Genomic DNA, 25,792 nt, shown 5'->3' with positions numbered 1-25,792 from the left:
TCAGCCGCGCGAAGCCGCTGCCGCGGCGCGCGCCGCGATCGGAAGCGCGTCCAGGATCTGCTCGATCGCGGCATCGTCGTGCGCCGCCGTGAGGAACCACGCCTCGAAGACGCTCGGCGGCAGCGATACACCGGCATCGAGCATGGCGTGGAAGAACGGCGGGTAGCGCCAGGCCTCTTGCGCGCGGGCGTCGTCGTAGTCGCGCACGGGCTCTGGGCGGAACGCGAGCGAGAAGAGGTTGCCCGCGTGCGAGACGACGTGGGAGACGCCCTGGGCGGAGAGCGCCTCGCCGAGCGCCGTCGAGACCGCGCGGGCGGCGCGGTCGACGCGGTCGTAGACGTCGGCATCCGCCAGCCGCAGCGTCGCGATGCCCGCCGCGACGGCGAGCGGGTTGCCGCTCAGGGTGCCCGCCTGATAGACGGGGCCGAGGGGTGCGAGCAGCTCCATGAGGTCGGTGCGACCGCCGATCGCCGCCAGCGGCATCCCCCCGCCGATGACCTTGCCGAACGTCACGAGGTCGGGGCGCCATCGCCCGCCTGCGGCTTGTTCGAGACCCCACCAGCCGGCCGGTCCGACGCGGAAGCCCGTGAGGACTTCATCGAGGATGAGCAGCGCACCGTTCGCGTGCGCCGTCTCGGCGAGGAACGCGTTGAACCCCGGATCGGGCACGAGGATGCCGGCATTCGCACCGGCGGCCTCGGTGATGACGGCCGCGATGCGCCCGGGGTGCGCGGCGAAGGCCGCGCGCACGGCATCGCGGTCGTTGTAGGGCAGCACGAGGGTGAGCGCCGCGACGTCGGCGGGCACCCCCGCCGAGCCCGGCAGTCCGAGGGTGGCGATTCCCGAACCGGCTTCGGCGAGCAGACCGTCGGAGTGCCCGTGGTAGTGCCCGGCGAACTTGACGACGATGTCGCGCCCCGTCGCTCCTCGTGCGATGCGGATCGCGGTCATGGTCGCCTCGGTGCCCGTCGACACCAGCCGCAGGCGGTCGATTCCCCGCACGTCGTCGATGCGCAGCCGGTCGATGACGAGTTCGGCCAGCTCGGTCTCGCCCGGCGTCGATGCGCCGAACGACAGGCCGCGGGAGGCGGCCTCCTGCACGGCCGCGACGACCTCGGGGTGAGCGTGGCCGAGGAGCGCGGGGCCCCACGAAGCGACGAGGTCGATGTAGTCGCGGCCGGCGACGTCGCGCACGGTCGCTCCCGTCGCCGAGACGATCGAGAGGGGCGTGCCGCCCACCGATCCGAAGGCGCGCACGGGAGAGTTCACGCCACCGGGGATCACGGCGCGTGCGCGGACAGCGGCGTCGTCGTTCGTCGTCATGCGCTCAGCCTTTCGGCGGCCTCGATGGCCCAGTAGGTCAAGACGGCGTCGGCACCGGCGCGCACGATCCCGACGAGCGATTCGTCGATCGCGCGGGTGCGGTCGATCCAGCCCTGCGCGGCGGCGGCCTCGATCATGGCGTGCTCCCCCGACACCTGATACGCCCAGACGGGCACGGGTGAGGATGCCGCTGTGTCGGCGAGCACGTCGAGGTAGCTCATAGCGGGTTTGACCATGACGATGTCGGCCCCCTCGGCGATGTCGAGGTCGACTTCGCGCAGCCCCTCGCGACGGTTCGCGGGGTCGAGCTGATACGTGCGGCGGTCGCCCACGAGCGAGGACTGCACGGCTTCGCGGAAGGGTCCGTAGAGGGCCGAAGCGTACTTCGCGGCGTACGCGAGAATCGCCGTCGCGCCGTGCCCGGCACCGTCGAGCGCCGCCCGCACGGCTGCGACCTGGCCGTCCATCATCCCGGACAGTCCCAGCAGCCGCGATCCGGCGGCCGCCTGCGCGAGAGCCATGTCGCGATACCTCTGGAGGGTCTCGTCGTTGTCGACGCGACCCTGGTCATCGAGCACGCCGCAGTGACCGTGGTCGGTGAACTCGTCGAGGCACAGGTCGGTCTGCACGACGAGCGTGTCGCCGACTTCGGCGGCGGCGACGCGTGTCGCGACGTTGAGGATGCCGTCGTCGTCGGTTGCTCCCGACCCGATGGCGTCTTTGTGCTCGGGCACGCCGAAGAGCATCACCCCGCCGATGCCCGCCGTCGCGGCGCGATGAAGCTCGGACTTCAGAGAGTCGAGCGAATGCTGCACGACGCCGGGCATCGAGCTGATCGGGCGGGGTTCAGTCGCTCCTTCCCGCACGAACAGCGGCAGCACGAGCTGTGCCGGGCTCACCCGGGTCTCTCGCACGAGTCGGCGCCAGGCGGCCGTCGCGCGCAGTCGGCGAGGGCGGACAGCGGGAAATGCGGTCATTGGGGATCCTCATAGGGCCGTGCACGCAGCGGGGCCAGGTCGGCGGCTCCCGCGGCGAGCAGTTCGTCGGCGACACGCTCAGCCATCTCGAGCGCCGTCACGTCGCCCAGGTAGGCGGCGTGCGAACTCGTGAGCTGGTCTCCGCCGTCGGGCCGGTAGACCCGCGCCGAGAGGAACAGCATCCCGTCCTCGACGAACGCGTGGGCTCCGACAGGGGCAGCGCACCCCGCTTCGAGCCGGGCCAGCACGCCCCGCTCGGCTTCAGCCGCGACGCGCGACGGGCGATGGTCGACGCGCGCCGCCAGGCGCTCATCTCCCACGCGGGTCTCGACCGCGAGCGCTCCCTGCGCGGGGGCGGTTGGCCATCGGTCGAGCTCGAACAGCTCGGTGACGACGCCGAGCCGGCCGAGCCGCGTCAGACCCGCCGCGGCGAGCACGACGGCGTCGAGGTCGGTGCCGACGCGGCTCAGACGCGTGTCGATGTTGCCGCGGATGTCGATGAGGTCGAGATCGGGCCGGTGCCTCGCGAGCTGGGCGCGGCGGCGAGGTGACCCCGTGCCGATCTTCGCGCCCTCGGGCAGCGTGTCCAACGTCAGAGCGTCACGCGCGCACAGTGCGTCACGTGCGTCCTCCCGCTTCGGCACCGCGGCGATCGACAATCCCTCGAGCGGGCTGGTGGGCAGGTCTTTGAAGGAGTGGACGACGGCATCGATCTCACCGGCCAGGAGCGCCTCTCGAAGCGCCGCAGCGAAGACGCCCGTGCCGCCGAGGGTCGACAGCGACGCCGTGGAGCGGTCGCCCTCGGACACGATCGGCACGAGTTCACCGCCGAGGGCGTCGGCGACGGTGGCGGCCTGGGTCATCGCGAGGGCGCTCGCGCGCGTGCCGATCCGCAGGGCGCTCATGACGTCGCCGGCGCGGTCATGCAAGCACCTCGCCCAGTTCGTCGGGTGTGATGAGGCGACCGGTGAAGAACGGCACCTCTTCGCGCACGTGGCGGCGCGCTTCGGTGAACCGCAGGTAGCGCATGAGATCGACGAGTTCGATGGGATCGTCGGCTTCGAGGCCGAGCAGCCACTCGTAGTCGCCCAGCGCGAAGCTCGCGACGGTGTTCGACTGCACGCTCGGGTACTCCCGCCCCTTGCGGCCGTGGTCGGCGAGCATCGCCCCGCGTTCGGCGGAGGGCAGCAGGTACCACTCGTAGCTGCGCACGAACGGGTACACCGTGAGCCAGCCCTTGGGCGGCAGGCCACGGGCGAAGGCCGGTGAGTGGTCGCGGCTGAACTCGGCATCGCGGTGCACGCCGAGCGCGTTCCACGTCGGCAGCAGGGGCGACAGCTCGAGCGAGCGGCGCAGCGTGCGCAGATCTGCCTGCAGACCCTCAGCGGTGTCGCCCGTGAGCCACAGCATCACATCGGCGTCGGCGCGCAGGCCCGAGACGTCATAGACGCCGCGCAGGCTGGACACGCCCGCCGAGACCTCGGCGAAGCCGGAGCCCGTCGCCGGCGCGGGGTGCGGGTCGCGACGGAAGACAGCCCACAGAGTGTAGAACGTCGCCGTGGAGGTCGTGTCGGTGGTCGGATCGGTGCCATCGTTCGAAGAACTCACCCGTCCATCCTCCCCCTTTTCCGAGGGGATGCGCCAGTCATGCCGAGGTCGTCATCGCCGCGGCCGTCCGTTCGGCATGCGCGATGACACCGGCAAGGCCTGTGCCGGCGACTCCCTCCCCCACCGAGATGACCTCGTCGGGATACGGCTGCGCCCCGCGGTCCCAGGCCTGCACGGCGGCATCCGTCACCGCCTGAAGCGGCGCGCCGAGCAGCTTCTGCGCGTCGGCGACGGCGCGCGCGACGGCGTCGCCGGCGAGGTCTCCGTCGTAGGACAGCCGGACGGCGTGTCGAGCGCCGAGCGCCTCGGCGGCCCACGCCCACTTCGCGGTGATGTGGGTCAGGGCCCGCGCCCCCACGCCCGGAGCGTCAGCTGCCACGAGCAGTCCCGTGCCGCGCGGTGCGGCATCCCATCCCGGAGCGTCCACGACGAGCGTGACGAGCGTGAGCCGCCGCCGCGCAGCGGGTGCCGAGAAAGCACGCACGACGGTGCCGTCGAGGCGCTGCCCCCCGGCGACGACCCCGTGGGCATCGAGCGCGGTGACGTCGACGCCCGTGCGCACATCGACGCCCAGCCGGGCGGCGTCGGCGGCGAGCGCCGTGACGAGTCGGTGCATCCCGCCGCGCAGGCCTGCGACCTGCGTGCCGGCGGGGGCCTGCGCGCGGAGAGCCTGCACGGCCGCCGCGAGCGAACCCCGGGCCGTGAGTTCGGCGCGCAGCCGCGGCGCCACCGCTTCGACGGGCAGCGCGTCGGGTTCTTTCGAGTGCACGCCGCGCACGACAGGGGCGACGAGTCCGTCGACGACGCGAGACCCCATGCGAGCGCGCACGAGGGCGCCGAGGGATGCCGCGTCCCGGCCGATCCGCGCCGGCAGAGCCCGATCGAGTGCGGCGCGCCAGGCTCCGACGCGTCCGATCGCGCGAACGACGTCGGGCGCGAGCGGTGTCCCCGGAATGCCCAGGACGCCGACCGCCGGCAACGGCACGGCGGTTCCGTCGGCGCGGTGCAGCCACGCCGATACCGGAGCGGGCGGCACGACCTCGAGGCCGAGTTCGGCGGCGAGCGTCGTGACGGCACCGCCGCGCGTCGCGAACGACTCGGCGGCGGCGTCCAGCGTCACTCCGGCCAGCGGTAGCGGCTGCACCTGACCGCCGAGCCGGTCACTGCGCTCGAGCAGCACGACGTTGCGGCCCGCGAGGGCGAGGCGGCGCGCGGCGACGAGGCCCGCGACGCCGCCTCCGACGACGATGACCTCAGAGCTCATGCACCAGGTCGACGATGCGCGTCAGCACGGTGGGGTCGGTCTCGGGCGGCACGCCGTGCCCGAGGTTCACGATGTGCGCCGGGGCCCCCGAGCCGCGCTCGACGACGTCGCGCACGTGGCGCTCGAGGAGGTTCCAGGGCGCCGTGAGCAGAGCGGGGTCGATGTTGCCCTGCAGCGGCATCGTGCCGCCCAGACGCCGGTTCGCCTCGTCGAGCGGCAGGCGCCAGTCGACGCCGATGACGTCGGCACCGACCGCAGGGGTCGCGTCGAGCGCTTCGGAGAGTCCGAGGCCGAAGTGGATGCGCGGCACGTCGAGTCCGCGCAGCCAGTCCATCGCGCGACGCGAATGCGGCATCGCGCGGCGCACGTAGTCATCGCGCGAGAGGGACCCCGCCCATGAGTCGAAGAGCTGCACGACGCTGGCCCCGGCGAGCACCTGCGCGCGCAAGAAGGCGCCCGTCACGTCGGCGCACCAGTTCAGCAGCGTCGCCCACGTGTGCGGGTCGCTGCGCATGAGCGCGCGCGTGCGCAGCTGATCCTTCGAGGGCCCACCCTCGATGAGGTAGCTCGCGACGGTGTACGGCGCTCCACCGAACCCGATGAGCGGCGTGCTGCCGAGTTCGGCGACGGTACGGGCGACGGCCTCCGAGATGGGCGCGAGTGCGTCGGGTTCGAGGGGACGCAGAGCCAGGACATCGGATGCGGACCGCACGGGGTTCGCGAGCACGGGACCGCGTCCGGGCACGATGGTGACATCGACGCCCGCGAGGAGGACCGGAACGACGATGTCGCTGAAGAAGACGGCGGCATCGACACCGTGGCGCCGGACGGGCTGCAGCGTGATCTCGGACGCGAGCGCCGGAGTGAGGCACGACTCGAGCATCTCGGTGCCGGCCCGCAGCTCGCGGTACTCCGGCAGCGAGCGGCCCGCCTGACGCATGAACCAGACCGGCAGGGTCTCGGGCCGGTCGCCCCGTGCGGCGCGGACGAGCCGGGCACCGGTCGTCCTGCCGTCGCGCAGGGGGTGGGTATCGGGCAGGACCGTCACGTCGGAAAGCACACAGCCAGGCTACGACCTCACGCCGTTAGAATCTCTGCGTGCTGTTCTGTCTGACGGCGAATCACCGCAACACCGAGTTCGAGGTCTTGGACCGTATCTCGCGTGTGGCTGAAACGACCGCCGCCGACCTCACCGAAGCGCATGACTTCGTGCGCGGAGCCGTCGTGCTGGCCACGTGCAACCGCTTCGAGACATACCTCGACATCGACGAGCCGCTCACGGGCGCCGTCGCCGTCGCGCGCGAGGCCGTGCTCGAGCAGCTGGCGCTCGCCGACACCGACATCACGGCGCTGCGCGCGTCGGCGGTGACCGTTGCAGGTGACGACGTCGTTCGCCACCTCTTCAAGGTCAGCTCGGGCCTGGAGTCGATGGTCGTCGGCGAAGAGGAGATCAGCGGTCAGGTGCAGCGCGCGCTCACGGCGGCACGCCGCGACGGCACGACGAGCCCGACCCTCGAGCGGGTCTTCCAGCGCGCGGCGCACGCGACCCGCGCCGTGCGCGCGCAGGCAGACGTCGCCGCGGGCGGCCGCTCCCTCGCCCGGCTCGCGCTCGAACTGGCCGACACGCGCGTGTCCGATTGGCAGAGCACGCCGGTCCTCATCGTGGGCACGGGCCAGTACGCCGCGACGACGATCGCCGCCCTGCGGGCCCGCGGCGCAGCCGACGTTCGCGTGTACTCCGCGACCGGCCGCGCGCAGCAGTTCGCCGCGCGCTACGGCATCCGTGCCGAGCACGACCTGCGCACCGCGATCGGGGGCGCCCGCATCGTGCTCACCTGCACGACCCGCTACACGATCGTCGGCGACGATGTGCCCACCGGTGCCCCGCGCCTCATCATCGACCTCGGCCTGCCGCGCAACGTCGATGCCGCCGTCGCCGACCTCGACGGGGTCGAACTGCTCGACCTCGAGCTGCTGGGCCGGCATGCCGCGCTTCCCGAGCTCGGCGCGGGGGCGCACGAGATCGTCGGGTCGGCAGCGGCGGCCTTCACCGCCGAAGCCGCGGCGGCTCCCGCCGTCGTCGCGGTGCGCTCGCACATCCAGGCGGCCCTCGACGACGAGCTCGCCCGCGCCGCCGCGCGCGGCGGTGATGCGGCTACCGAAACGGCGCTGCGTCACCTCGCCGGGGTCATTTCGCACATCCCGTCGGTGCGGGCCCGCGAGCACGCCGAACAAGGACGCCTCGACGAGTACGAGCGCGCGCTCGGGATCGTCTTCGGCATCGACGTACCCGCCGCGGCCCGATGCCCCCGCGGGCTCGAAGCGGTCTGACCGTCGCCGCACCGGCATCCCCTCGACGCCAGACGCAGCACGTTGCCGAGACGGCGGACCGGCACCCCCGAGAAAGCTCGAGGGCACCGGTCCGGTACGTCACGCGGAGGCCTGCCTCCGGGTGCGGAGCACGAGGATCGTGGCCCCGCCCAGCAGCGCCAGACCCGCCAGGCCGGCGATCCACGGCGTGCCGATGGATCCGGTGAGCGGAAGCTCACCGCGCACGAGCGTCACTTCGTCCTCTTCGCCGCAGTCGCCCTTCGCGAGCACGACCGGCGCATCCGACCCCTCCGGCGTGTGCTGCAGGGTCGCGACCCACAGCTGACGTCCTTCCCTGGTCGCCGTGAGGGCAGGTGAGGCGAAGACTCCCGAGCCGACGATCGCGGTGCGACGCGTCTCGACGAGGGTCTCGGCCGTGCACGTCGGAGACTGGTCGTGCGCGTTGTGGAACACCTCGAAGACGATCTCGGCCGCGACGTCGTCGCCGAGCCCTTCGACGAACGCCTCGTCGCGGTAGGTGTCACCGATCCCGACCGAGGGCGTCGCCTGCGTGCGCAGTGACGCTTCGCTCACGAGCGTCGTCTCGTGCGGCAGACCGCACTCGCCCTGGTCGAGCACGATCGGATCACCGTCGGCGTCAGCTCGCCACGACAGGCGCTCGACGCTGTAGTGCGTGCCCGCCTCCGTGACGCGGATGCCGGGCGAGGTGTACTCCCCCGCCTGCGTGATGACGACGGGCCGGTCGCTCGTGTCCCCTACGAGGGAGTCCGCCGTGCAGGAGTCGATCGGGGCGACGCCGTCGACGGCGCGGTAGAGCTCGAACGTGATGTATGTCTCGCCGTCGGCCGGTACCAGTCCGTCGACGATCGCGACATCGCGCACGAGACCGGCATAGCCGATCGTCTCGGGTGCAAGCGAGCCGATCGTCGGCACGGGCGCCGAGGTCATCTCGCTCTCGAGGCCGCACTCGCTGACCATGATCTCGCGCCCGTCGACATCGTCTGCGCGGTGCTGCCACGCATAGTCGCCGAACGACGGCACGACAGGAGCCGTGAACGTGTACCGGCCGACGGCGTCGACGTGCAGCGTCTCGCTCTGCCAGACGAGGTTCTCCGCGACGCACGCGCCGAAGGCCTCGGTGTCGTCGGGCACCCGGTAGAGCGCCGTCGCGATGTCGGCGCCGCCGGCGGGAAGCACGTCGGCGACGATGACGGTGTCGAACGCCGTGCCGCCCTTCTGCGCCGCGGGCTGGGCCTCGGAGGTGATGTTGGGCACCATCGTCATCTGCGTCTTCTCTCCGAAACGCTCGTGCCGTTCGTAGGCGGACCCGTTCTGCAGGTACGCCCGCGTCTGGTCGGACTGGTCGGTGCCGATGATGCTCCATACCGCGGTGTAATGGCCGGGACCGGGGAGTTCCCAATCCGACTCGACCCGGTACGGCTGTGACGGACCTGTCGCCGGATCCGTGACCAGCACGAGCTCGCCCACCTCGACGGCGTCGGCGGGGATGTCCGCCGTGGCCTCGATCGGCTGCGCGGGGGTGCTGTACACCCGGGCCGTGGCTGCCACGGTCACGAACCGACCCCCCGCGACCCGCGGCCACTCGTTGAGCGACGTGCCGAATGTCACGTGGTCGACGAAGGTGCCTCCCGGCGCGTAGACCTGCTCGACCTGCGTCGTGATGTGCGGCGCGAAGGTCACACTGCGGGCGGTCGAGTCCTTGCCGGCGACGCGGAAGGTTCCGGCGCCGCCAGGACCGACAGCCGCCTGCTGACCGGGCGTCGTCCACAGGTGCAGCGCCGCGGCATGCCCCGACCCGAAGGTGCCCGAACCCGAGATCCGATAGGACGCGCCGTTGTGGGTCGGCGGCACTCCGCGCACGGGATAGGCGACACCCTGTCGCATGCCGGCGAGCGACGCGCTCCCCGTCGAGGCGAAGATGCCGTTCGTGAGCGAAACGGTTCCCGTTGCGGGCGTCCCCACCATCTTGACCGTGCCGGCGTAGTTGTTCGCGGCGTCGGTGGTGAAGACGAGCTCGCCCGCACCGTTGACGGCTCCCGCGGTGACGCCTTCGACGGCCGCGAGCAGTTGCGCGGCGCGGGCCTGGATCGCGCCGACGGTCGCGGGGCCGACGAGCCCGACGAGCTTGTAGTTGATGAAGCCGTTGAGATCGTGGGAGCCGTTCCAACCGCTGGAGTTGTACATCGCATCGGGGTTGGCGAGATGCTTGACGACGAACGAGACCGCCGAGGCGTTCACGTTGTCCCAGCTCTGGCCGTACTGCGTGACGATCGTGTTGATCTTCGCCGCGGTGTCCCCGCTGATGGTCGACGTGCCGAACGGGCTGTCCGAGATGATCGACGAGTGGATGCCGGCCGAGCTCGTCGCCCCGGTGGGGTTGGCGGCGCCCGGCACGATGCAGTAGATGAGGCTGCCGTCGGGCGCGATGAAGGCGCCCTCCCAGCCGATATGGCTGCTCGGCCACGTGCCGAAGCCGGGACCTTGCGACGCCGCCGACGCGCTCTGCACGCCGACGATCGCACCGGCGGCGACGATCGCCGTCGCCAGCACCGTCGCGACGAGTCGCACGGTGCGACGCGCGAACGTGCGCCGGATGCGCAGCATCCGGCGGGTGATGGTCGTGGAGTCGGCCCGCTCGCGAGCTGCTTTCCGGATAGACATGATTCTGCCCTTCGTTCGTTTCGGAACGACGGTAGGAATCTGTGGATGTGCGAGGGCCCGTGCGAGCCCCCGTGCCGTGCCGCCACAGCGGATCTGCGTGCCGGGTTGCGGGATTGCCGTGTCGGTCGGACGATACGCGTGACCGCGAGCTCAGCCGGCGGCGAGCTGCGCGGGGTCGGTGACGGGAAGGCGGCAGGCGAAGCCGTGGCAGTCGTATGCGGTCGCACGGGCGCCGACGATCGCCGGTTTATCGGCGAACAGCTCGAAACTCGCGTCGACCCACTCTCTGGCCTGGTCGGGGCTGATGACCGCGACGACATCGGCATCGAGACCACGTGCCTCGCGCGCGAGCGGATCGTCGGAGTCGCCGATGACGACGACCTGCCGCGGGGGCGCCGCGATGATCGTCGCGACGCGCAGCAGCGCGCCGTGCGCGAGCGGCTGGGAAAGCGCGGCAGCGGCGTGTCGGGCGACGAGGTGCTCGGCCCGAGCCCTCAGCTCATCACCCCCGCCGAGCAACCAGAGCTGCGCGGCCGCGTCGGCCAGCGCCGCGACCCCCGAGGGCTCGTCTCCGTCGGATGCCGCGTCGGGTGCGCCGATGCCCTGCACCGTGAGCACGGGGTCGCCGCCGCCGGGCACGGCGGGCTCGTCGTCGGCGAGACAGGCCTCGACGAGCTCACGGGCGCGCACGGCCGCTGCCGGCTCGCCCGTCGCGATGGCGAGCGCGACGAGCCCGGCGGCGAGCTGACCGTAGTCGGAGAGCGTCGCGGCGGCGCGTGAGGGGATCTCGTCCAAGGACGCACGCACGAGGCCGCCGTCGGGCAGCGTGTTGGCCCCGAGCACGGCGTCCGCCGCCCACGCGGCCGCCTCGATCCAGGAGGGTTCGCCGAAGCGCGCGCCGGCACGGGCGAGCGCACCGATCGCGAGACCGTTCCACCCCGTCACGACCTTGCCGTCGACGGCTGGCGGCTCGAGTCCCGAACGGTCTTCGAGCAGGTAGTACCCGCCCTCGCTGCGGACGCCGTCGATCCACGACTCGGAGTCCTGCGCCGCACCGAATCCCCCCGATGGCTGCTGCAGCACCGAGGTGAGGAACGAGGCGATGCCGCGTGCGGTGCGCTCGTCGTCGGCCTCGCGGGCGGCCTCGAGCAGCAGCGCGTTATCGGTCAGCATGCGCTCGTAGTGCGGCACGGTCCAGTCGCGCCGCGTCGCATAGCGGAAGAAGCCGCCCTCGGCCCGGTCGCGCAGCGGCGACGCAGCCATCGTCTGCAACGCCCGGTAGGCGACGGCCGCCGCCTCGGGCTCGGCCGTGCGCACGAAGCGGCTCAGCAAGAAGCCCAGTCCCGTCGCGACGGGGAACTTCGGCGCAGCCGGGTCGCCGCCCCAGAACCCGGCGTACTCGGGATCCTCCTGTGCCGCGAGAGCGCGTGCAGCGGCGCGCAGCTCTTCTGCGTCGGGCAGCGAGCCGGCCTCGCGGGTCTTCGTCCGCACCTCGGTGAGCGCGTCGACGATCGCCTCGGCGGTGCTGTCGACCTGGTCGCGACGCTCGGTCCACGCCTCGTGCACGGCCGCGAGCACCTGACGAAACGCCGGCAGACCGCCGCGCGGTTCGGGCGGGAAGTACGTCCCCGCGAAGAACGGGCGCCCCTCGGGCGTCGTGAAGACCGTGAGCGGCCAGCCGAGGCTCGGCGTGAACGCCGCGGCGGCGGCCATGTACGCCGCGTCGACCTCGGGATGCTCCTCCCGGTCGACCTTGATCGCGACGAAGCCCGCGTCGAGATCCGCCGCGGTGGCGGCGTCGGCGAAGGACTCCCGTGCCATGACATGGCACCAATGGCACGTCGAGTAGCCGATCGACACGAGCACGGGCACGTCACGCCGACGCGCCTCAGCGAAAGCCGCCTCTCCCCACGGATACCACGCGACGGGATTCTCGGCGTGGGCCCGCAGGTAGGGGCTGGCCGAACGAGAGAGGCGGTCGTTCATCTCCTCAGTTCAGCTCATTCGGGTGCGCGCCGACGCGCCCCGTGCCATCACCCGGATCGAGAGCGTCGATCGCCGCCATCTCGGCGTCCGAGAGCGCAAAGTCGAAGATGCGCAGGTTCTCGCGCAGTCGTTCGGGGTTGACCGACTTCGGAAAGACGATATTGCCCTTCTGGATGTGCCAGCGCAGCACCACCTGCGCGGGCGTGCGGCCATGAGCTGCCGCGGCGTCGTGCACGGCGGGTGTGCCGAACAGGTCGTACTTGCCCTGTCCGAGCGGACCCCACGCCTCGATGCGGATGCCCCGTTCGGCGCACCACGCGACGACGTCGCGCTGCTGATGGGCGGGGTGCAGCTCGATCTGGTTGACGGCGGGCAGCACTCCCGTCGCATCGACGATGCGCTCGAGGTGCTCCACGAGGAAGTTCGACACGCCGACCGAGCGCACGAGACCCGTGTCGCCGAAGGTCGTGAGCGACTTCCACGCGTTGACGTAGTTGTCGTTCGCCGGTGCGGGCCAGTGCACGAGATAGAGGTCGACGTACTCCAGCCCGAGTGTGGTCAGGCTCTGCTCGAGCGCAGCGCGCGGCTCTTCCCCGGCTTGCCGGTCGTTCCACAGCTTCGTCGTGATGAACAGCTCCTTGCGCGGGATGCCGCTCCGCGCGATCGCCGCACCGACACCCGCTTCGTTGCCGTAGATCGCTGCGGTGTCGATGTGGCGGTAGCCGAGCGCGAGCGCCTCACTGACGACCTTCTCGGTTTCCGCGGGCGGCACCTTGAACACGCCGTACCCGAACTGCGGAATGTCGTACCCCGAGTTGAGCGGAATCCGCGGCACATCGGCGGGGGGCTGAGCCTCGGGGCCGGCGTGGTGGTGTGCGTGGTGGTCTGCCATGCGAACAGACTACGACCGCAGAGCCTGCCCGTCTCGGGTGGATGTGAAGAAACCGGGTGACAGACGTACGCCCCCGACCGCCGCGGGCACGACGGGCGACCCTTCCTACGCCGGATCGCACGCCGACGCCCGCCGGGGAGCCTGCGACAGATACGATCGAGGGCTGTGTCCGCGCCAGAACCTGTCATCTCATACCCGCCGGAGCTGCCCGTCAGCGCCGCACGGGACGACATCGCGCGCGCCATCCGCGATCACCAGGTCGTCATCGTCGCCGGCGCCACGGGGTCGGGCAAGACGACGCAGCTGCCGAAGATCTGCCTCGAGCTCGGCCGCACCCGCATCGCCCACACCCAGCCGCGCCGGATCGCGGCGCGCACGATCGCCGAACGCGTCGCCGAAGAGCTCGAGGTTCCCCTCGGCACGACGGTCGGCTACAAGGTGCGATTCACCGACAAGGTCACCGAGGACACCCGCATCGCCGTCATGACCGACGGGATCCTCCTCAACGAGATCCACCGCGACCGGCTGCTGCGGCGATACGACACGATCATCATCGACGAGGCGCACGAACGCTCTCTCAACGTCGACTTCCTGATCGGGTACCTCACCCGCATCCTGCCCCAGCGCCCCGACCTCAAGGTCATCATCACGAGCGCGACGATCGACCCCGAGAGCTTCGCGAAGCACTTCGCAGGTCCGTCCGGGCCCGCGCCCGTCATCGAGGTGTCCGGCCGCACGCACCCCGTCGAGATCCGGTACCGGCCACGGACGGATGCCGCCGAGAGCGACGGCGACGACGTCGACGGAATCACCGCGGCGCTGCGCGAACTCGATCGCGAACCCGCGGGCGACGTACTGGTCTTCCTTCCCGGCGAGGCAGAGATCCGCGACGCGATGGATGCCGTTCGCGGCATGTACGCCAAGGATGCCGCGCCGACCGAGGTGCTCCCCCTGTACGGGCGCCTCTCCTCGGCCGAGCAGCACCGCGTGTTCGAACGCTCACGCGTCGCGGGCGTGCGCCGCCGTGTCGTCCTGGCGACGAACGTCGCCGAGACGAGCCTCACGGTCCCCGGCATCCGGTACGTCATCGACACGGGCACCGCCCGCATTTCGCGGTACAGCAACCGCACGAAGATCCAGCAGCTGCCGATCGAACCGATCTCGCAGGCCTCGGCGCAGCAGCGCTCCGGCCGCGCAGGACGCACGGCGCCGGGCATCGCGATCCGGCTCTACGCCGAAGACGACTTCGCGACGCGGGACGAGTTCACCGAGCCCGAGATCCTGCGCACGAGCCTCGCCTCGGTCATCCTGCAGATGCTCGCGCTCGGATTCGGCGAGATCGAGCGGTTCCCCTTCCTCACACCGCCCGACTCGCGCGGTGTGAAGGCGGCCGTCGACCTCCTGACAGAGCTGGGCGCCGTCGAGACGGCGCGCTCAGGGGGCGGCAGGGGCGCGTCAGAGACAGGACGGCTCACCGAGATCGGCCGGGAGATCGCACGGCTGCCGATCGACCCGCGGTTCGCCCGGATGATCGTCGAGGCCCGCCGCACGGGCGTGATGCCCGACGTGCTCGCGATCGTCGCCGGGATGTCGATCCAGGATGTCCGCGAACGACCCGAGGAACGGCGCGAAGAGGCCGACCGCCTGCACGCCCGGTTCACCGATCCGACCAGCGACTTCATCACGCTCCTCAACCTCTGGAACCACCTGCTCGAGAAGCAGAGCGAGCTGGGCTCGAGCGCGTTTCGCCGCATGTGCCGCGCCGAGCACCTCAACTACGTGCGCGTGCGGGAGTGGTTCGACGTCCACCGTCAGCTCAAGGCTCTGCTGGGTCGTTCCCCGCGAAACCGCACGGCCGACGCGCACTCCTCCCGTGACGGCGAAGCTGCGGGCTCGGATGCGGACGCCATGCACAAGGCGATCCTGTCGGGCCTGCTCTCGCACATCGGCATCCTCGACGACCGCGCCCCCGCCCGTCAGACCGGCGCGAAGGGCGCCCAGGGCAAGAGCGCCGCTCCGGCAACCTACATCGGCGCGCGCGGCACCCGGTTCTCGATCTTCCCCGGGTCTGGGCTGAAGAAGAAGCGGCCCACCGCCGTCATGGCCGCCGAGCTCGTCGAGACGAGCCGCCTCTTCGCCCGGACCGTCGCAGCGATCGACCCCGCCTGGGCCGAGCCGCTCGCGGGCGACCTCGCCAAACGGCAGCTGAGCGAACCGCACTGGTCGAAGGCCGCGGGCGCGGCATCCGCGTATGAGAAGGTCACTCTCTTCGGGGTCGAGATCGTGCCGCGCCGCCGCGTGCAGCTCGCCCGGTTCGACCGGCCGTTCGCCCGCGAGCTGTTCGTGCGCCACGCGCTCGTCGAAGGTGACTGGGATTCGTCGCACCTGGACAAGCGGCTCACGGCCTTCGAACGGCGCAACCTCGAGCTGCGTCGCCGGCTCGAGAAGATCGAGGAGCGCGAGCGGCGACGCGACATCCTCGTGGGCGACGAGGCCGTCTACCGCTTCTACGACGCGCGCATCCCCCGGGACGTCTTCGACGCGCGCTCTTTCGAAGCGTGGTGGCAGGATGCCGCGGCCACGACGCCGCGCCTGCTCGACATGGCCGAGGCCGACCTCCTCGACGACGCGGCGCGCGGCGACGAGCGGGACTTTCCGGCGCGCTGGCGTCAGGGCGATCAGGTGCTCTCGCTCGCCTATCGCTTCGAGCCGGGCGCACCCGATGACGGTGTCACGGTCATCGTGCCCCTCGCTCTGCTGGCGCAGCTGCGTCCGGACGGGTTCGACTGGCAGGTGCCGGGTATGCGCGACGAGCTCATCACGGCACTCCTGCGCGCGCTGCCGAAAGCGATCCGCCGGCATGTCGTGCCCGCCGCGGACTGGGCCGCGCGGCTGTCCGAAGACCTCGCGGGCCTCGGGCCCGAATCCCACGACGGTCTGCCTCCCACGCCGCTGCTCGACGCCCTCGCGACCCGCATCCAGCGGATCGCCAACCAGCCCGTCACCCCCGCGGACTTCGAGCTGGCTCGCGTGCCGTCGCACCTGCTCGTTTCGTTCCGCGCCGTCGACGAGCGGGGACGCACGGCCGGATCGGCGCGCGACCTCGGCGACCTGCAGCGACGGCTCGCCGATCGTGCGCGCACGGCCGTCTCGCGCTCGCTGACCCCGCGTGCCGCGGCGCCCGGGCCCGCAGCACCGCCGAGCGCGGCAGCATCCGCCGCCGTCACAGAACGGTCCGGCCTCACCGACTGGGAAGTCGGCGACCTGGCCGACGTCGTCGACACGAAGGTGGCCGGCGGCGTCGTACGCGGGTATCCCGCGCTCATCGATGAGGGTGCCAGCGTCGCACTCCGCATCGAGACGACTCCGGAGGCCGCCGCCGCCGCAACACGCGCGGGCGTGCGCAGACTCGTGCTCCTGACGGCCCCATCGCCCGCCGCCTATGTGCTGGAGCACCTCACGTCGGCCGAGAAGCTCGCACTGGCGGCATCCCCGTATTCGTCGGCGAAGGCGCTCATCGAAGACGCGCGCCTCGCTCTCGCCGACGCTGTCATCGCGCGCACGGTTCCCGACGGTGTCGTGCGCACGCGCGCCAGATTCGAGGCCGTGCGGGATGCGTTCTCAGCGGTCGTCGTCGATGAGCTGTTCCAGACCGTTTCGCTCGTGGCCCGCATCTTGACGGCGGCGCGCGATGTCGAGCGGGCCGTCCGCGACCAGAACTCGCTGACGCTGCTGGCGGCCCTGAACGACGTCAAGGCGCAGGTCGCGGGGCTGGTCTTTCCCGGCTTCATCGCGCGGACAGGCCCCGAGCGGCTCGCGCACCTGCCGCGGTATCTGCGCGGTGCGCTCGAGCGGGTGCGCAGCCTCACCGACAGCCCCGGGCGCGACCGTCAGCGGCAGAACGAGTTCGAGCGCGCTGCCGCGCTGTACATCGAGGCGGGCGGCACGCTCCCCCTCGCGCCCGATGCATCGCCGTCCCTCAACCGCGTGCGCTGGCTGCTCGAGGAGTACCGCGTGAGCCTTTTCGCGCAGGGGCTCGGCACGGCCGAGCAGGTCTCACTGCAGCGCATCCAGAAGGCGCTGCGGGAATAGTCCTTAGCCGCGGACGGGTTGGCCCCGACATGGCACACGCGATCGTCTACACCGAGTTCGGCGGACCCGAGGTCCTGCACCAGATCGACTTCGATCCGTCCGAGCCCGGGCCGGGCGAGGTCGCCGTGCGGGTCGAGGCGGCCGGCGTCAACCCGATCGATGGCAAGCTGCGGTCCGGACGCCGGGCATCCGCTCCCCTGGACGGGCCACGGCGCGTCGGCGCCGACGGGGCCGGCGTCGTGACCGCCGTGGGCACCGACGTCGAGGGACTCCGCGTCGGTGACGCCGTCGTCTTCTCGGGCGTCATGGGGGCCTACGCGACCGCCATCGTGGTCGACGCCCGGCGCGTCGTGCCGCGACCGGCGTCGGTGAGCGCCGAACTCGGTGCGGCCCTGGGCATCCCCTTCGGCACCGCCTACCAGGCTCTGCGCTCGCTCGCCGTCGGGCCGCGCGACGCGCTGCTCATCCACGGCGGATCGGGTGCCGTCGGCCAGGCGGCGATCCAGTTCGCCGTGCTCGCCGGCGCGACCGTCGTCGCGACGGCGTCCGAGCGCCGGTTCGACCGCGTCCGCGCGCTCGGGGCGATTCCCGTGGCGTACGGCGAGGGACTCGTCGATCGGGTCCGTGCCGCGACCGCGAACGCGAACGCGATCACGGTCGCCCTCGACGCGGCGGGAACCGACGAGGCGCTGCAGGCGTCACTCGATCTGGTCGCCGACCGCGCCCGCATCGCGACGATCGTTCGTGGGGCGGATGCCGCTGGCCTGGGCATCCGCGCCTTCTCGGGCGGCAGCCCCGACCCGCTCACCGCGCAGCAGCAGGCCTGGCGTGCCGAGGCCGTGCCGGTGACCCTCGCGCTGCTGGCCGCGGGCCGCTTCTCGGTCGAACTCGGCCCGTCGCTGCCCCTCGCGGAAGCATCCGAGGCCCAGCGCCTCGTCGACTCCGGCACGGACGGCAAGGTCACCCTCCGCCCGTGAACTGCGACCTTGCCCCCGGACCGCGAGAGGCTCGGTACGCTCGGAGAATGACTGCATTGCGCTGGGGCATCCTCGGACCTGGCGGGATCGCCCGTGCGTTCGCCCGCGACCTGAAGACGGCCGGGCTCGACCTCGCCGCGGTGGGCTCCCGCCGACTCGAGAACGCCCGCGCGTTCGCCGACGAGCTCGGCGTGCCGCGCGCCCACGGGTCGTACGAAGACCTGGTCGCCGACCCCGGCATCGACATCGTCTACATCGCGACACCGCACCCGTTCCATGCGGCGCAGGCCATCCTCGCCCTCGAAGCGGGCAAGCACGTTCTCGTCGAGAAGCCCTTCACGATCAACGCGGCCGAGGCCGCCCTCGTGCGCGACGTCGCCCGGGCGAAGGGCCTCCTCGCGATGGAGGCGATGTGGACGCGCTACCTGCCGCACATGGTCCGCATCCGCGAGCTGCTCGCGCAGGGCGCGCTGGGCGCCGTGCGCGCCCTGACGGCCGACCACACGCAGCGAATCAGCTCGGACCCCGCGCATCGTCTCAATGCCCTCGAACTCGGGGGCGGTGCACTGCTCGATCTGGGCATCTACCCCGTCTCGTTCGCATGGGATGTGCTCGGCGCGCCCGCGACGATCGCGGCTGCGGGGACTCTCGGTCCGACCGGAGCCGACGCCGAGATCGCAACGATCTTCACCTACCCGTCGGGAGCGATCGCGACGACCCTGTCGGCGGCGCACTCGGCGGGCCCGAACACGGCGCACATCATCGGCACGGATGCCCGCATCGAGATCGACCCCGTCTGGTACACGCCGACGTCCTTCCGTCTTCTCGGTCCCGACGGCGCGGTCCGTGAGGCGTTCGCGTCGCAGGTCGAGGGCCGGGGCATGCAGTATCAGGCACTCGCGGCCGAGCGCTTCATCGCGCAGGGAGTCACCGACAGCGATGTTCTGCCGATCGATGAAACCGTCCAGATAATGGGCAGTCTCGACGCTGTCCGTGAGATCATCGGTCTTCACTACCCCGGAGAGAACTGAACATGCCAGACCTGCTCCAGCCCCGCGTCGCCGTCTACCTCGACTTCGACAACATCGTGATGTCCTGGTACGACCGCGTGCACGGGCGCAACGCCTATTCACGTGATCGTCAGCGCATCGCCGAGAACGCCACGGCGCCCGAGATCGCCGAACGGCTCGCCGCGGCACGCATCGACGTCGGGGCGATCATCGACTACGCCGCATCCTTCGGAACCCTCGTGCTCACGCGCGCCTACGCCGACTGGTCAGCGCCGGTCAACGCCGACTACCGCTCGCAGCTCGTCGCGCGCGCCGTCGACCTCGTGCAGCTGTTCCCCGCCGCCGCCTACGCCAAGAACGGCGCCGACATCCGTCTCGCCGTCGACACGGTCGAGGACATGTTCCGCCTTCCCGACCTGACGCACGTCGTCATCGTCGCCGGAGACTCGGACTACGTGCCCCTCGCCCAGCGCTGCAAGCGGCTCGGCCGGTTCGTCGTCGGCGTCGGCGTCGCCGGCTCGACCGCGAAGTCGCTCGCCGCGGCATGCGACCAGTTCGACGCCTACGACGCGCTGCCGGGCGTGACCCCGCCGGCGACCGGCAAGTCCGACGGCGGCACCCGCCGCTCGCGCCAGAAGGCCAAGGACCCGGCCGCCGATCTGCTCGAGCGGGCGCTGCGCCTCGAGAACGACAAGGACGACGACAAGTGGCAGCACGCGTCCGAGGTGAAGAGTCTCATCAAGCGGCTCGACCCCGCGTTCAGTGAGAAGGCGGTCGGACACAAGAGCTTCACCGACTTCGTCAAGGCCCATCCCACGGTGGCCGAGGTCGACGAGTCGTCGAACATCGTGCTCATCCGTCTCGCGGGTGAGCGCCGCTGAGGCCGTGAACACTGTCGGGTACAGTGTGGGACTGTGGCACGACGCAGCGCCCAGCCGGGCTCGCAGTCCTCGCTCCGCGAGGCCAATCGCGCGCGCCTGCTCGAGTCTCTGAAGCGGCACGGGCGCCTCACTCAGGTCGAGCTTGCCGGGATCACCGGCCTCTCACCGGCGACCGTGTCGAACATCGTCAAAGAGCTCACGGCATCGGGTGTGCTGCACACGTCGTCCACCTCGCGCAGCGGTCGCCGCGCGACCCTCGTCTCGCTCGCCCGACGGCTCGGACTCGTCGCGGGCGTGCATTTCAGCTCTCGGCACCTGCGCATCGCGATCGCCGACCCGATGCGCACGATCGTGGCCGAGACGGCGCTGCCGGTCCCCCTGGATCACCGCCACGACGCCGAACTGGACCGCGTGAGCATCCTGCTCGGCGACATGATGGAGTCCCTCGGCGGGAACGTCTCCGACCTCCTCTCGGTGGGGCTGGCCCTTCCCGCGCCGATCGATCCGCGAACGGGCATGATCTCCACCCCCGGGCTCCTGCGCGGGTGGGAGAGCGTCGATGTCGGCGAGAGCCTGCGAGCGCGTATCGGGCGACCCGTGCACGTCGACAGCGAAGCGAATCTCGGCGGCCTCGCCGAAGCACGTGAGGGCAGCTCGCGCACGGCCGCGTCGTCGGTGTTCATCCGGGTCGGCCACTCGATCAGCTCGGGCCTCGTCATCGGCGGCGACCTCTTCCGCGGCGCGAACGGCAAGGCCGGCCAGATCGGCCATGTGACGCTCGACGAGAACGGCCCCATCTGCCGGTGCAGCAACCGCGGCTGCCTCGAAACGTTCGCCGGCGGTCCCGCGCTGCTGTCGCTGTTCCCCCCGGGCGAGGGCATGCAACGACTGGGCGATCTCTTGCAGGCTGCCGAGGACGGCGACGGCAGCGCCCGCCGCGTCATCGCCGACGCGGGCCGTCATATCGGTATCGCCGCGGCGAGCGTGTCGAACCTCTTCGACCCCGAGATGATCGTCGTCGGGGGTGAGCTGGGCCTCGCGGGTGAGATCCTCATGGCACCGATGCGGCACGCGCTCGAGCGCTCGGCGCTACCCGCCGCGGCGGGGTTGCCCGAGGTGGTCGGGGCATCGTTCGGAGAGTGGGCCGAGACGCGCGGAGCAATCGCGATCGCCCTCGACAACGTCGCCGTCGAATCCGATGTTGTGGCCATCACGGCGTAGCGTGCTCGGATCCGCGCAAGTGCGCCGCGTCATCGCCGCCTTCGCGGCAGTGTGCCTGAGCGCGATGCTGCTCGTGGCGTGCAGGGATGACGGGGGCTCGGCGGGAACGATCGCCCTCCTGCTTCCCGATGCCAAGACGGCGCGCTATGAGACTTTCGACCGGCCCTTCTTCGAGGCGCGGGTCGCCGAGCTCGGCGACTACCGCGTGCTCTACGCCAATGCCGACCAGGATGCCGCGAAGCAGCAGCAGCAGGCCGAATCCGCGCTCGCGTCGGGGGCCGGTGTGCTCGTCCTGGACCCCGTCGACGGGCGCGCCGCGGTGAGCATCGTGACAGCGGCGAATGCGCAGGGCGTGCCTGTCGTGTCGTACGACCGGCTCGTCGAAGGCGGGGATCTGGCCTACTACGTGTCGTTCGACAACGAGAAGGTCGGGATGCTCCAGGCGACGGCCTTCGTCGACGCGCTGCGCGACCGCGGCGAGGGCACCGGCGGCATCCTCATCGTGAACGGATCGCCCACCGACGGCAACGCAGCCGCTTTCAGCGCCGGTGCCCACAAGGTCATCGACCGGACGGGCCTGGACGTGCTCGCCGAGTACGACACGCCCGATTGGAGCCCCGACAAGGCACAGGACTGGGTCGCCGGACAGATCACCCAGTACGGCGACCGCATCGCCGGGGTCTACGCGGCCAACGACGGGATCGCGAGCGGCGCGGTGGGGGCCCTACGCGCGGCCGGGGTCTCGCCGATGCCGGTCGTGACGGGTCAGGATGCCGAACTGTCCGCGCTGCAGCGCATCGTGCGCGGCGACCAGTACATGACCGTCTACAAGGCGATGAAGCCGCAGGCAGAGCTTGCCGCCGAGGTGGCCGTCGCGCTCCTGCGCGGCGATACCGTGGCGGCGCCGATGACGATCGACGGCACACCGACGACACTGCTCGAGCCGGTCGCGGTGACCGTCGACGACATCGTCGACACCGTCATCGCCGACGGCTTCTGGCGGCTCGAGGACATCTGCACGCCGGACTACCGCGCGGACTGCGTGGCAGCGGGGCTCGTCGTGGAGTGAGCGCGGGGCGCGAGTAGGGTCGTTGCCAACGACCCCGATGACGAGGAGTGACGATGGCGCCGACTCGGCCAGGGCGCTCCCGCGAGCGCGTGCTGACGATGCGCGGGATCGGCAAGCGCTTCGGTTCGGTGAGGGCCCTCACCGGTGTCGACTTCTGGGTCAATGAGGGCGAGGTCGTCGCGCTCGTCGGCGATAACGGTGCGGGGAAGTCCACCCTGATCAAGGTGCTCGCGGGTGTGCACGCTCCGGATACCGGCACGATCGAGTTCGACGGCGAATCGGTCCAGATCCACTCCCCCGCCGACGCGCAGCGCTTGGGCATCGCGACGGTGTTCCAGGACCTCGCGCTGTGCGACAACCTCGACGTCGTGGCGAACCTGTGGCTCGGACGGGAGCTCGTCGCCGACGGCCTTCTCGACGAGGTCGGGATGGAGAAGCGCACCTGGTCGCTGCTGCGCGAGCTCTCGGCCAAGGTGCCGTCGGTGCGCGTTCCTGTCGCGTCGCTGTCGGGCGGTCAGCGTCAGACGGTCGCGATCGCACGCTCGCTGGTGGGCGATCCGAGGGTCATCATGCTCGACGAGCCGACGGCGGCGCTCGGTGTCGCGCAGACGGCGGAAGTGCTCAACCTCGTCGAGCGACTGCGCGAACGAGGGCACGGCGTGGTGCTCATCAGCCACAACATGGCTGACGTCCTTGCCGTCGCAGACCGCGTCGTGGTGCTGCGGCTGGGCAGGAACAACGGGGTGTACAGCGCCGCCGAGCTCACGAGCGAGACACTCATCACCGCCATCACGGGCGCCACAGACGTGTCCACACGCCCGGCTGCGGCCCCACCGCCTGAAGCGGCCGGCCTGGACGAAGAGCGCACGGGGGCGCAGGTCATCCCGCTCCCGCGCCCCCACGAGCGGCGCAGCGGACGCCGGGGCGGGGACGCATGAACGGGCGGGACACCGGTTCGGCCGCTGTCGAGGACGAGCTCGGACGATCCGCCGGCATCCGATCCTCGCTCGACCTGCTGACGGCCCGGATCCGCGGCGGTGACCTCGGCGCACTCCCCGTCATCGGCGGCCTCCTCGTCATCGCGATCGTCTTCCAATCCCTGAACCCCGTGTTCCTCTCCTCGACCAACCTCGTCAACCTCACGATGCAATGCGCGGCGATCGGCACGATCGCACTCGGTGTCGTGATCGTGCTGCTCGTGGGCGAGATCGATCTGTCGGTCGGCTCGGTCTCGGGTGTCGCCGCGGCGGTGCTGGCGGTAACGTTCGTGCAGCTGTCGTGGCATCCGATCCTCGCTCTCCTGGCGGCCGTCGCGATCGGCGTCGCGGCGGGGCTGCTGTACGGGTTCCTCTTCACGCGGTTCGGTGTGCCGAGCTTCGTCATCACCCTCGCCGGACTCCTCGGGTTCCTCGGGCTGCAGCTGTGGGTCCTCGGCCCCAACGGCTCGCTCAATCTGCCGCCCGACTCGTGGCTCGTGACGTTCGCGCAGCGGCTGTTCCTTCCCGCGTGGGCCTCGTACGCCCTCGCGGTGCTGGCTGCAGCAGGCTACGCATGGACGCGCGTGCGCCACGCCCGCCGCCGTGCAGGGGCCGACCTCGTGCACCGCGGGTACCTCGAGATCGGCCTGCGGGCGGGCGGGCTGCTCGCCTTCCTCGTCGTCGTCGCCTGGTATCTGCATCTTTCCCGCGGTGTGGGCGTCATGTTCCTGCTGTTCGTCGTGCTCGTCGTCGCGGTCAACGTCCTGCTCACGCGCACGCGGTGGGGTCGGGCGGTCTACGCCGTCGGCGGATCGGTCGAGGGTGCCAGACGTGCGGGAATCCGCGTCGAGCGCATCTACGTGTCTGCGTTCGTCCTGTGTTCGACGCTCGCCGCCCTCGGGGGCATTCTCGCGGCGGCGCGGCTCGCCGCGGCGAACCAGAGCTCCGGCGGCGGAGATACGAACCTCGTCGCCATCGCCGCCGCGGTGATCGGCGGGGCGAGCCTGTTCGGCGGCCGAGGCACGGCATACGCCGCACTGCTCGGGATCATCGTGATCCAGTCGATCTCGTCGGGGCTGACGCTGCTGAACCTGGATTCATCGATCCAGTTCATCGTCACAGGCGTCGTCCTCGTGCTCGCCGTCATCGTCGACTCCGTCTCTCGTCGCTCGCGCGCGGCGAGCGGACGGGCATGATCTCTGGATTCACTTCACGAACGAGTTGCCAAAGCGTTACGTTCACTACTTGACGTCAAGGATGCTGCGGCCCCAAGATCGACCTGAGAACGATGCGCCTCGGGCGCCGCCCGGGATTCGCACCTTCAATGACGAAAGGCGAACGATGAAGAAGTCATCTCTGTTCGCGGTCGCCGCACTCTCAGGCGCCGCCGCGATGATTCTGGCCGGCTGTGCCGGCGGCGGCGGCGCCACGCCGTCCGAGAGTGGCGCCGACAGCGGAGCCGGCGGCGACGCGACCGGCCGAGCCTGCGTCATCCTGCCCGACGCCGCATCATCTCCTCGCTGGGAGAACTTCGACCGCAAGTACCTGCAGGAGGGCCTGGAGGGCGCCGGCTTCGAGGTCGACATCCAAAACGCCCAGGGCGATGTGAACAAGTTCTCCACGATCGCCGATCAGCAGCTTACGCAGGGCTGCGGTGTCATGCTGCTCGTCGATTACCAGGGCGCCGCCGAGACGGTCGCCGCCAAGGCGCGGGCCGAGGGCATCCCTGTCATCGCCTACGACCGGCCGTTCGCCGGTGCCGACTACTACGTCTCGTTCGACAACGTCGAGGTCGGTCGCCTGCAGGGCCAGACGGTTCTCGACGGCCTGGAGACCGCCGGTGTCGCCCCCGCCGATGCGACGGTGGTCTACATCGGGGGCGACCCCACCGACGGTAACGCCGCGATGTTCCACGAGGGCGCCGTCGAGGTCATGGAGGGCGCCGGAGTCGTCGCAGCTGCAGAACCTCCCGGCGCATGGGACCAGGCGAAGTCGCAGACGAACTTCGAGCAGGCGCTGACCTCTCTGGGCGGCGAGGTCGACGGCGTGTGGGCGGCCAACGACACCAACGCCGCCGGCGTCATCAAGGTGCTGCAGGACAACAACCTCGAGGGCGTGGCGGTGTCCGGCCAGGACGCCAACGTGGCGGGGCTGCAGAACATCCTCCTCGGCTGGCAGACCGCTACGGTCTACAAGCCGGTGGCCGATGAGGCCGCCGCGGCTGTAGAGGTCGCCATCGCCCTGCTCAACGGCGACACGGTCGAGACCGACGCAGAGCTCGACGACGGGACGCCGTACATCCAGGTCACTCCGGTGCTCGTCGGACCGAACGAAGTCAAGGATGTCGTCGCCGCCGGCGACGCTGCCTTCGACGATGTCTGCACGCCCGATGTCATGGCCGCGTGCGAGGAGTTCGGCGTCGTCGCCGGCTGACCTCCTCATAAGGGGGCGCCGCGTCCGCACGGGCGCGGCGCCCTTCCCCACCATCGCAAGGAAGCGAGC

19 protein-coding genes are annotated in these 25,792 nt (G+C 71.1%); 10 read left to right on the top strand and 9 right to left on the bottom strand.

All coding sequences use genetic code 11. The annotated features are described in order from the left end of the window. From hemL to hemE, 6 genes are read right to left on the bottom strand one after another with little or no spacing between them, the layout of a single operon-like run. Positions 1-1,323: a glutamate-1-semialdehyde 2,1-aminomutase gene (hemL, locus tag AC25YV_RS10835; RefSeq protein ID WP_488123860.1), complete on the bottom strand. Its 1,323-nt coding sequence runs from the start codon at positions 1,321-1,323 to the stop codon at positions 1-3. Next, a complete protein-coding gene (hemB, locus tag AC25YV_RS10830; RefSeq protein ID WP_488123859.1) occupies positions 1,320-2,300 on the bottom strand; it encodes a porphobilinogen synthase in 981 nt (326 codons plus the stop codon). Before hemB ends, hemL begins: the two co-directional genes overlap by 4 nt. Then, the gene (gene hemC, locus AC25YV_RS10825; protein WP_488124036.1) at positions 2,297-3,205 is read right to left on the bottom strand and encodes a hydroxymethylbilane synthase; all 909 of its coding nucleotides are present in this window, start codon (positions 3,203-3,205) and stop codon (positions 2,297-2,299) included. Before hemC ends, hemB begins: the two co-directional genes overlap by 4 nt. A 16-nt stretch (positions 3,206-3,221) precedes the next feature. After that, the gene (hemQ, locus tag AC25YV_RS10820) at positions 3,222-3,908 is read right to left on the bottom strand and encodes a hydrogen peroxide-dependent heme synthase (RefSeq protein ID WP_488123858.1); all 687 of its coding nucleotides are present in this window, start codon (positions 3,906-3,908) and stop codon (positions 3,222-3,224) included. Between the two features lie 37 nt (positions 3,909-3,945). Next, complete coding sequence (locus AC25YV_RS10815) at positions 3,946-5,172, bottom strand: protoporphyrinogen/coproporphyrinogen oxidase (RefSeq protein ID WP_488123857.1); 1,227 nt, start codon at positions 5,170-5,172, stop codon at positions 3,946-3,948. Next, on the bottom strand, positions 5,162-6,232 hold the full coding sequence (gene hemE, locus AC25YV_RS10810; protein ID WP_488123856.1) for a uroporphyrinogen decarboxylase: 1,071 nt from the start codon (positions 6,230-6,232) through the stop codon (positions 5,162-5,164). Before hemE ends, AC25YV_RS10815 begins: the two co-directional genes overlap by 11 nt. 38 nt (positions 6,233-6,270) lie before the next feature. On the opposite strand from hemE, the gene AC25YV_RS10805 reads away from it, so the two are divergent. Further along, positions 6,271-7,503 carry a glutamyl-tRNA reductase gene (locus AC25YV_RS10805; protein ID WP_488123855.1) on the top strand — a complete coding sequence of 411 codons (1,233 nt, stop codon included), beginning with the start codon at positions 6,271-6,273 and terminating at the stop codon, positions 7,501-7,503. 99 nt (positions 7,504-7,602) lie between these two features. Here the strand turns inward: AC25YV_RS10805 and AC25YV_RS10800 are convergent, their stop codons facing one another. The 3 genes from AC25YV_RS10800 to AC25YV_RS10790 all read right to left on the bottom strand — a co-directional run bounded on the left by AC25YV_RS10800 (position 7,603) and on the right by AC25YV_RS10790 (position 13,063). Next, complete coding sequence (locus AC25YV_RS10800) at positions 7,603-10,185, bottom strand: LPXTG cell wall anchor domain-containing protein (protein WP_488123854.1); 2,583 nt, start codon at positions 10,183-10,185, stop codon at positions 7,603-7,605. Between the two features lie 150 nt (positions 10,186-10,335). Beyond that, positions 10,336-12,171, bottom strand: a complete 1,836-nt coding sequence (locus AC25YV_RS10795; protein ID WP_488123853.1) for a thioredoxin domain-containing protein — start codon at positions 12,169-12,171, stop codon at positions 10,336-10,338. A gap of 4 nt (positions 12,172-12,175) precedes the next feature. Then, a complete protein-coding gene (locus tag AC25YV_RS10790; protein WP_488123852.1) occupies positions 12,176-13,063 on the bottom strand; it encodes an aldo/keto reductase in 888 nt (295 codons plus the stop codon). A 150-nt stretch (positions 13,064-13,213) separates the two neighbouring features. Here AC25YV_RS10790 and hrpA point away from each other — a divergent pair, with 150 nt between their 5' ends. From hrpA to AC25YV_RS10745, 9 genes are all read left to right on the top strand, one after another. Beyond that, on the top strand, positions 13,214-17,155 hold the full coding sequence (gene hrpA, locus AC25YV_RS10785) for an ATP-dependent RNA helicase HrpA (RefSeq protein ID WP_488124035.1): 3,942 nt from the start codon (positions 13,214-13,216) through the stop codon (positions 17,153-17,155). Positions 17,156-17,184: 29 nt separating this feature from the next. Continuing rightward, on the top strand, positions 17,185-18,132 hold the full coding sequence (locus AC25YV_RS10780) for a quinone oxidoreductase family protein (protein WP_488123851.1): 948 nt from the start codon (positions 17,185-17,187) through the stop codon (positions 18,130-18,132). A gap of 47 nt (positions 18,133-18,179) precedes the next feature. Continuing rightward, complete coding sequence (locus tag AC25YV_RS10775; protein WP_488123850.1) at positions 18,180-19,163, top strand: Gfo/Idh/MocA family protein; 984 nt, start codon at positions 18,180-18,182, stop codon at positions 19,161-19,163. Positions 19,164-19,165: 2 nt separating this feature from the next. Next, the gene (locus tag AC25YV_RS10770) at positions 19,166-20,023 is read left to right on the top strand and encodes an NYN domain-containing protein (protein ID WP_488123849.1); all 858 of its coding nucleotides are present in this window, start codon (positions 19,166-19,168) and stop codon (positions 20,021-20,023) included. Between the two features lie 33 nt (positions 20,024-20,056). Next, entirely contained in the window at positions 20,057-21,244 is a 1,188-nt protein-coding gene (locus AC25YV_RS10765; protein ID WP_488123848.1) for an ROK family transcriptional regulator, read from the top strand. A gap of 19 nt (positions 21,245-21,263) precedes the next feature. Continuing rightward, on the top strand, positions 21,264-22,313 hold the full coding sequence (locus AC25YV_RS10760) for a sugar ABC transporter substrate-binding protein (protein ID WP_488123847.1): 1,050 nt from the start codon (positions 21,264-21,266) through the stop codon (positions 22,311-22,313). Positions 22,314-22,366: 53 nt separating this feature from the next. Then, positions 22,367-23,251 carry an ATP-binding cassette domain-containing protein gene (locus tag AC25YV_RS10755; protein ID WP_488123846.1) on the top strand — a complete coding sequence of 295 codons (885 nt, stop codon included), beginning with the start codon at positions 22,367-22,369 and terminating at the stop codon, positions 23,249-23,251. After that, a complete protein-coding gene (locus AC25YV_RS10750; RefSeq protein ID WP_488123845.1) occupies positions 23,248-24,486 on the top strand; it encodes a sugar ABC transporter permease in 1,239 nt (412 codons plus the stop codon). The genes AC25YV_RS10755 and AC25YV_RS10750 overlap by 4 nt, the downstream gene beginning before the upstream one ends. 145 nt (positions 24,487-24,631) lie before the next feature. Beyond that, a complete protein-coding gene (locus AC25YV_RS10745; RefSeq protein ID WP_488123844.1) occupies positions 24,632-25,723 on the top strand; it encodes a sugar ABC transporter substrate-binding protein in 1,092 nt (363 codons plus the stop codon). Positions 25,724-25,792: the final 69 nt, after the last annotated feature.

It is taken from the genome of Microbacterium sp. Y832 (genome assembly GCF_057669765.1).
Note: the sequence above shows the minus strand (reverse complement) of the source record. Positions and strands in the feature narration are given on the sequence as shown.

Bases quoted from the DNA above. Each gene is read 5' to 3' on its own strand.
- AC25YV_RS10750 (WP_488123845.1), top strand. From the start codon at position 23,248: ATGAACGGGCGGGACACCGGTTCGGCCGCTGTCGAGGACGAGCTCGGA.
- AC25YV_RS10780 (WP_488123851.1), top strand. From the start codon at position 17,185: ATGGCACACGCGATCGTCTACACCGAGTTCGGCGGACCCGAGGTCCTG.
- hemC (WP_488124036.1), bottom strand. From the start codon at position 3,205: ATGAGCGCCCTGCGGATCGGCACGCGCGCGAGCGCCCTCGCGATGACC.
- hemL (WP_488123860.1), bottom strand. From the start codon at position 1,323: ATGACGACGAACGACGACGCCGCTGTCCGCGCACGCGCCGTGATCCCC.
- AC25YV_RS10815 (WP_488123857.1), bottom strand. From the start codon at position 5,172: ATGAGCTCTGAGGTCATCGTCGTCGGAGGCGGCGTCGCGGGCCTCGTC.
- AC25YV_RS10795 (WP_488123853.1), bottom strand. From the start codon at position 12,171: ATGAACGACCGCCTCTCTCGTTCGGCCAGCCCCTACCTGCGGGCCCAC.
- hemB (WP_488123859.1), bottom strand. From the start codon at position 2,300: ATGACCGCATTTCCCGCTGTCCGCCCTCGCCGACTGCGCGCGACGGCC.
- AC25YV_RS10745 (WP_488123844.1), top strand. From the start codon at position 24,632: ATGAAGAAGTCATCTCTGTTCGCGGTCGCCGCACTCTCAGGCGCCGCC.
- AC25YV_RS10775 (WP_488123850.1), top strand. From the start codon at position 18,180: ATGACTGCATTGCGCTGGGGCATCCTCGGACCTGGCGGGATCGCCCGT.
- AC25YV_RS10790 (WP_488123852.1), bottom strand. From the start codon at position 13,063: ATGGCAGACCACCACGCACACCACCACGCCGGCCCCGAGGCTCAGCCC.
- AC25YV_RS10770 (WP_488123849.1), top strand. From the start codon at position 19,166: ATGCCAGACCTGCTCCAGCCCCGCGTCGCCGTCTACCTCGACTTCGAC.
- AC25YV_RS10755 (WP_488123846.1), top strand. From the start codon at position 22,367: ATGGCGCCGACTCGGCCAGGGCGCTCCCGCGAGCGCGTGCTGACGATG.
- AC25YV_RS10800 (WP_488123854.1), bottom strand. From the start codon at position 10,185: ATGTCTATCCGGAAAGCAGCTCGCGAGCGGGCCGACTCCACGACCATC.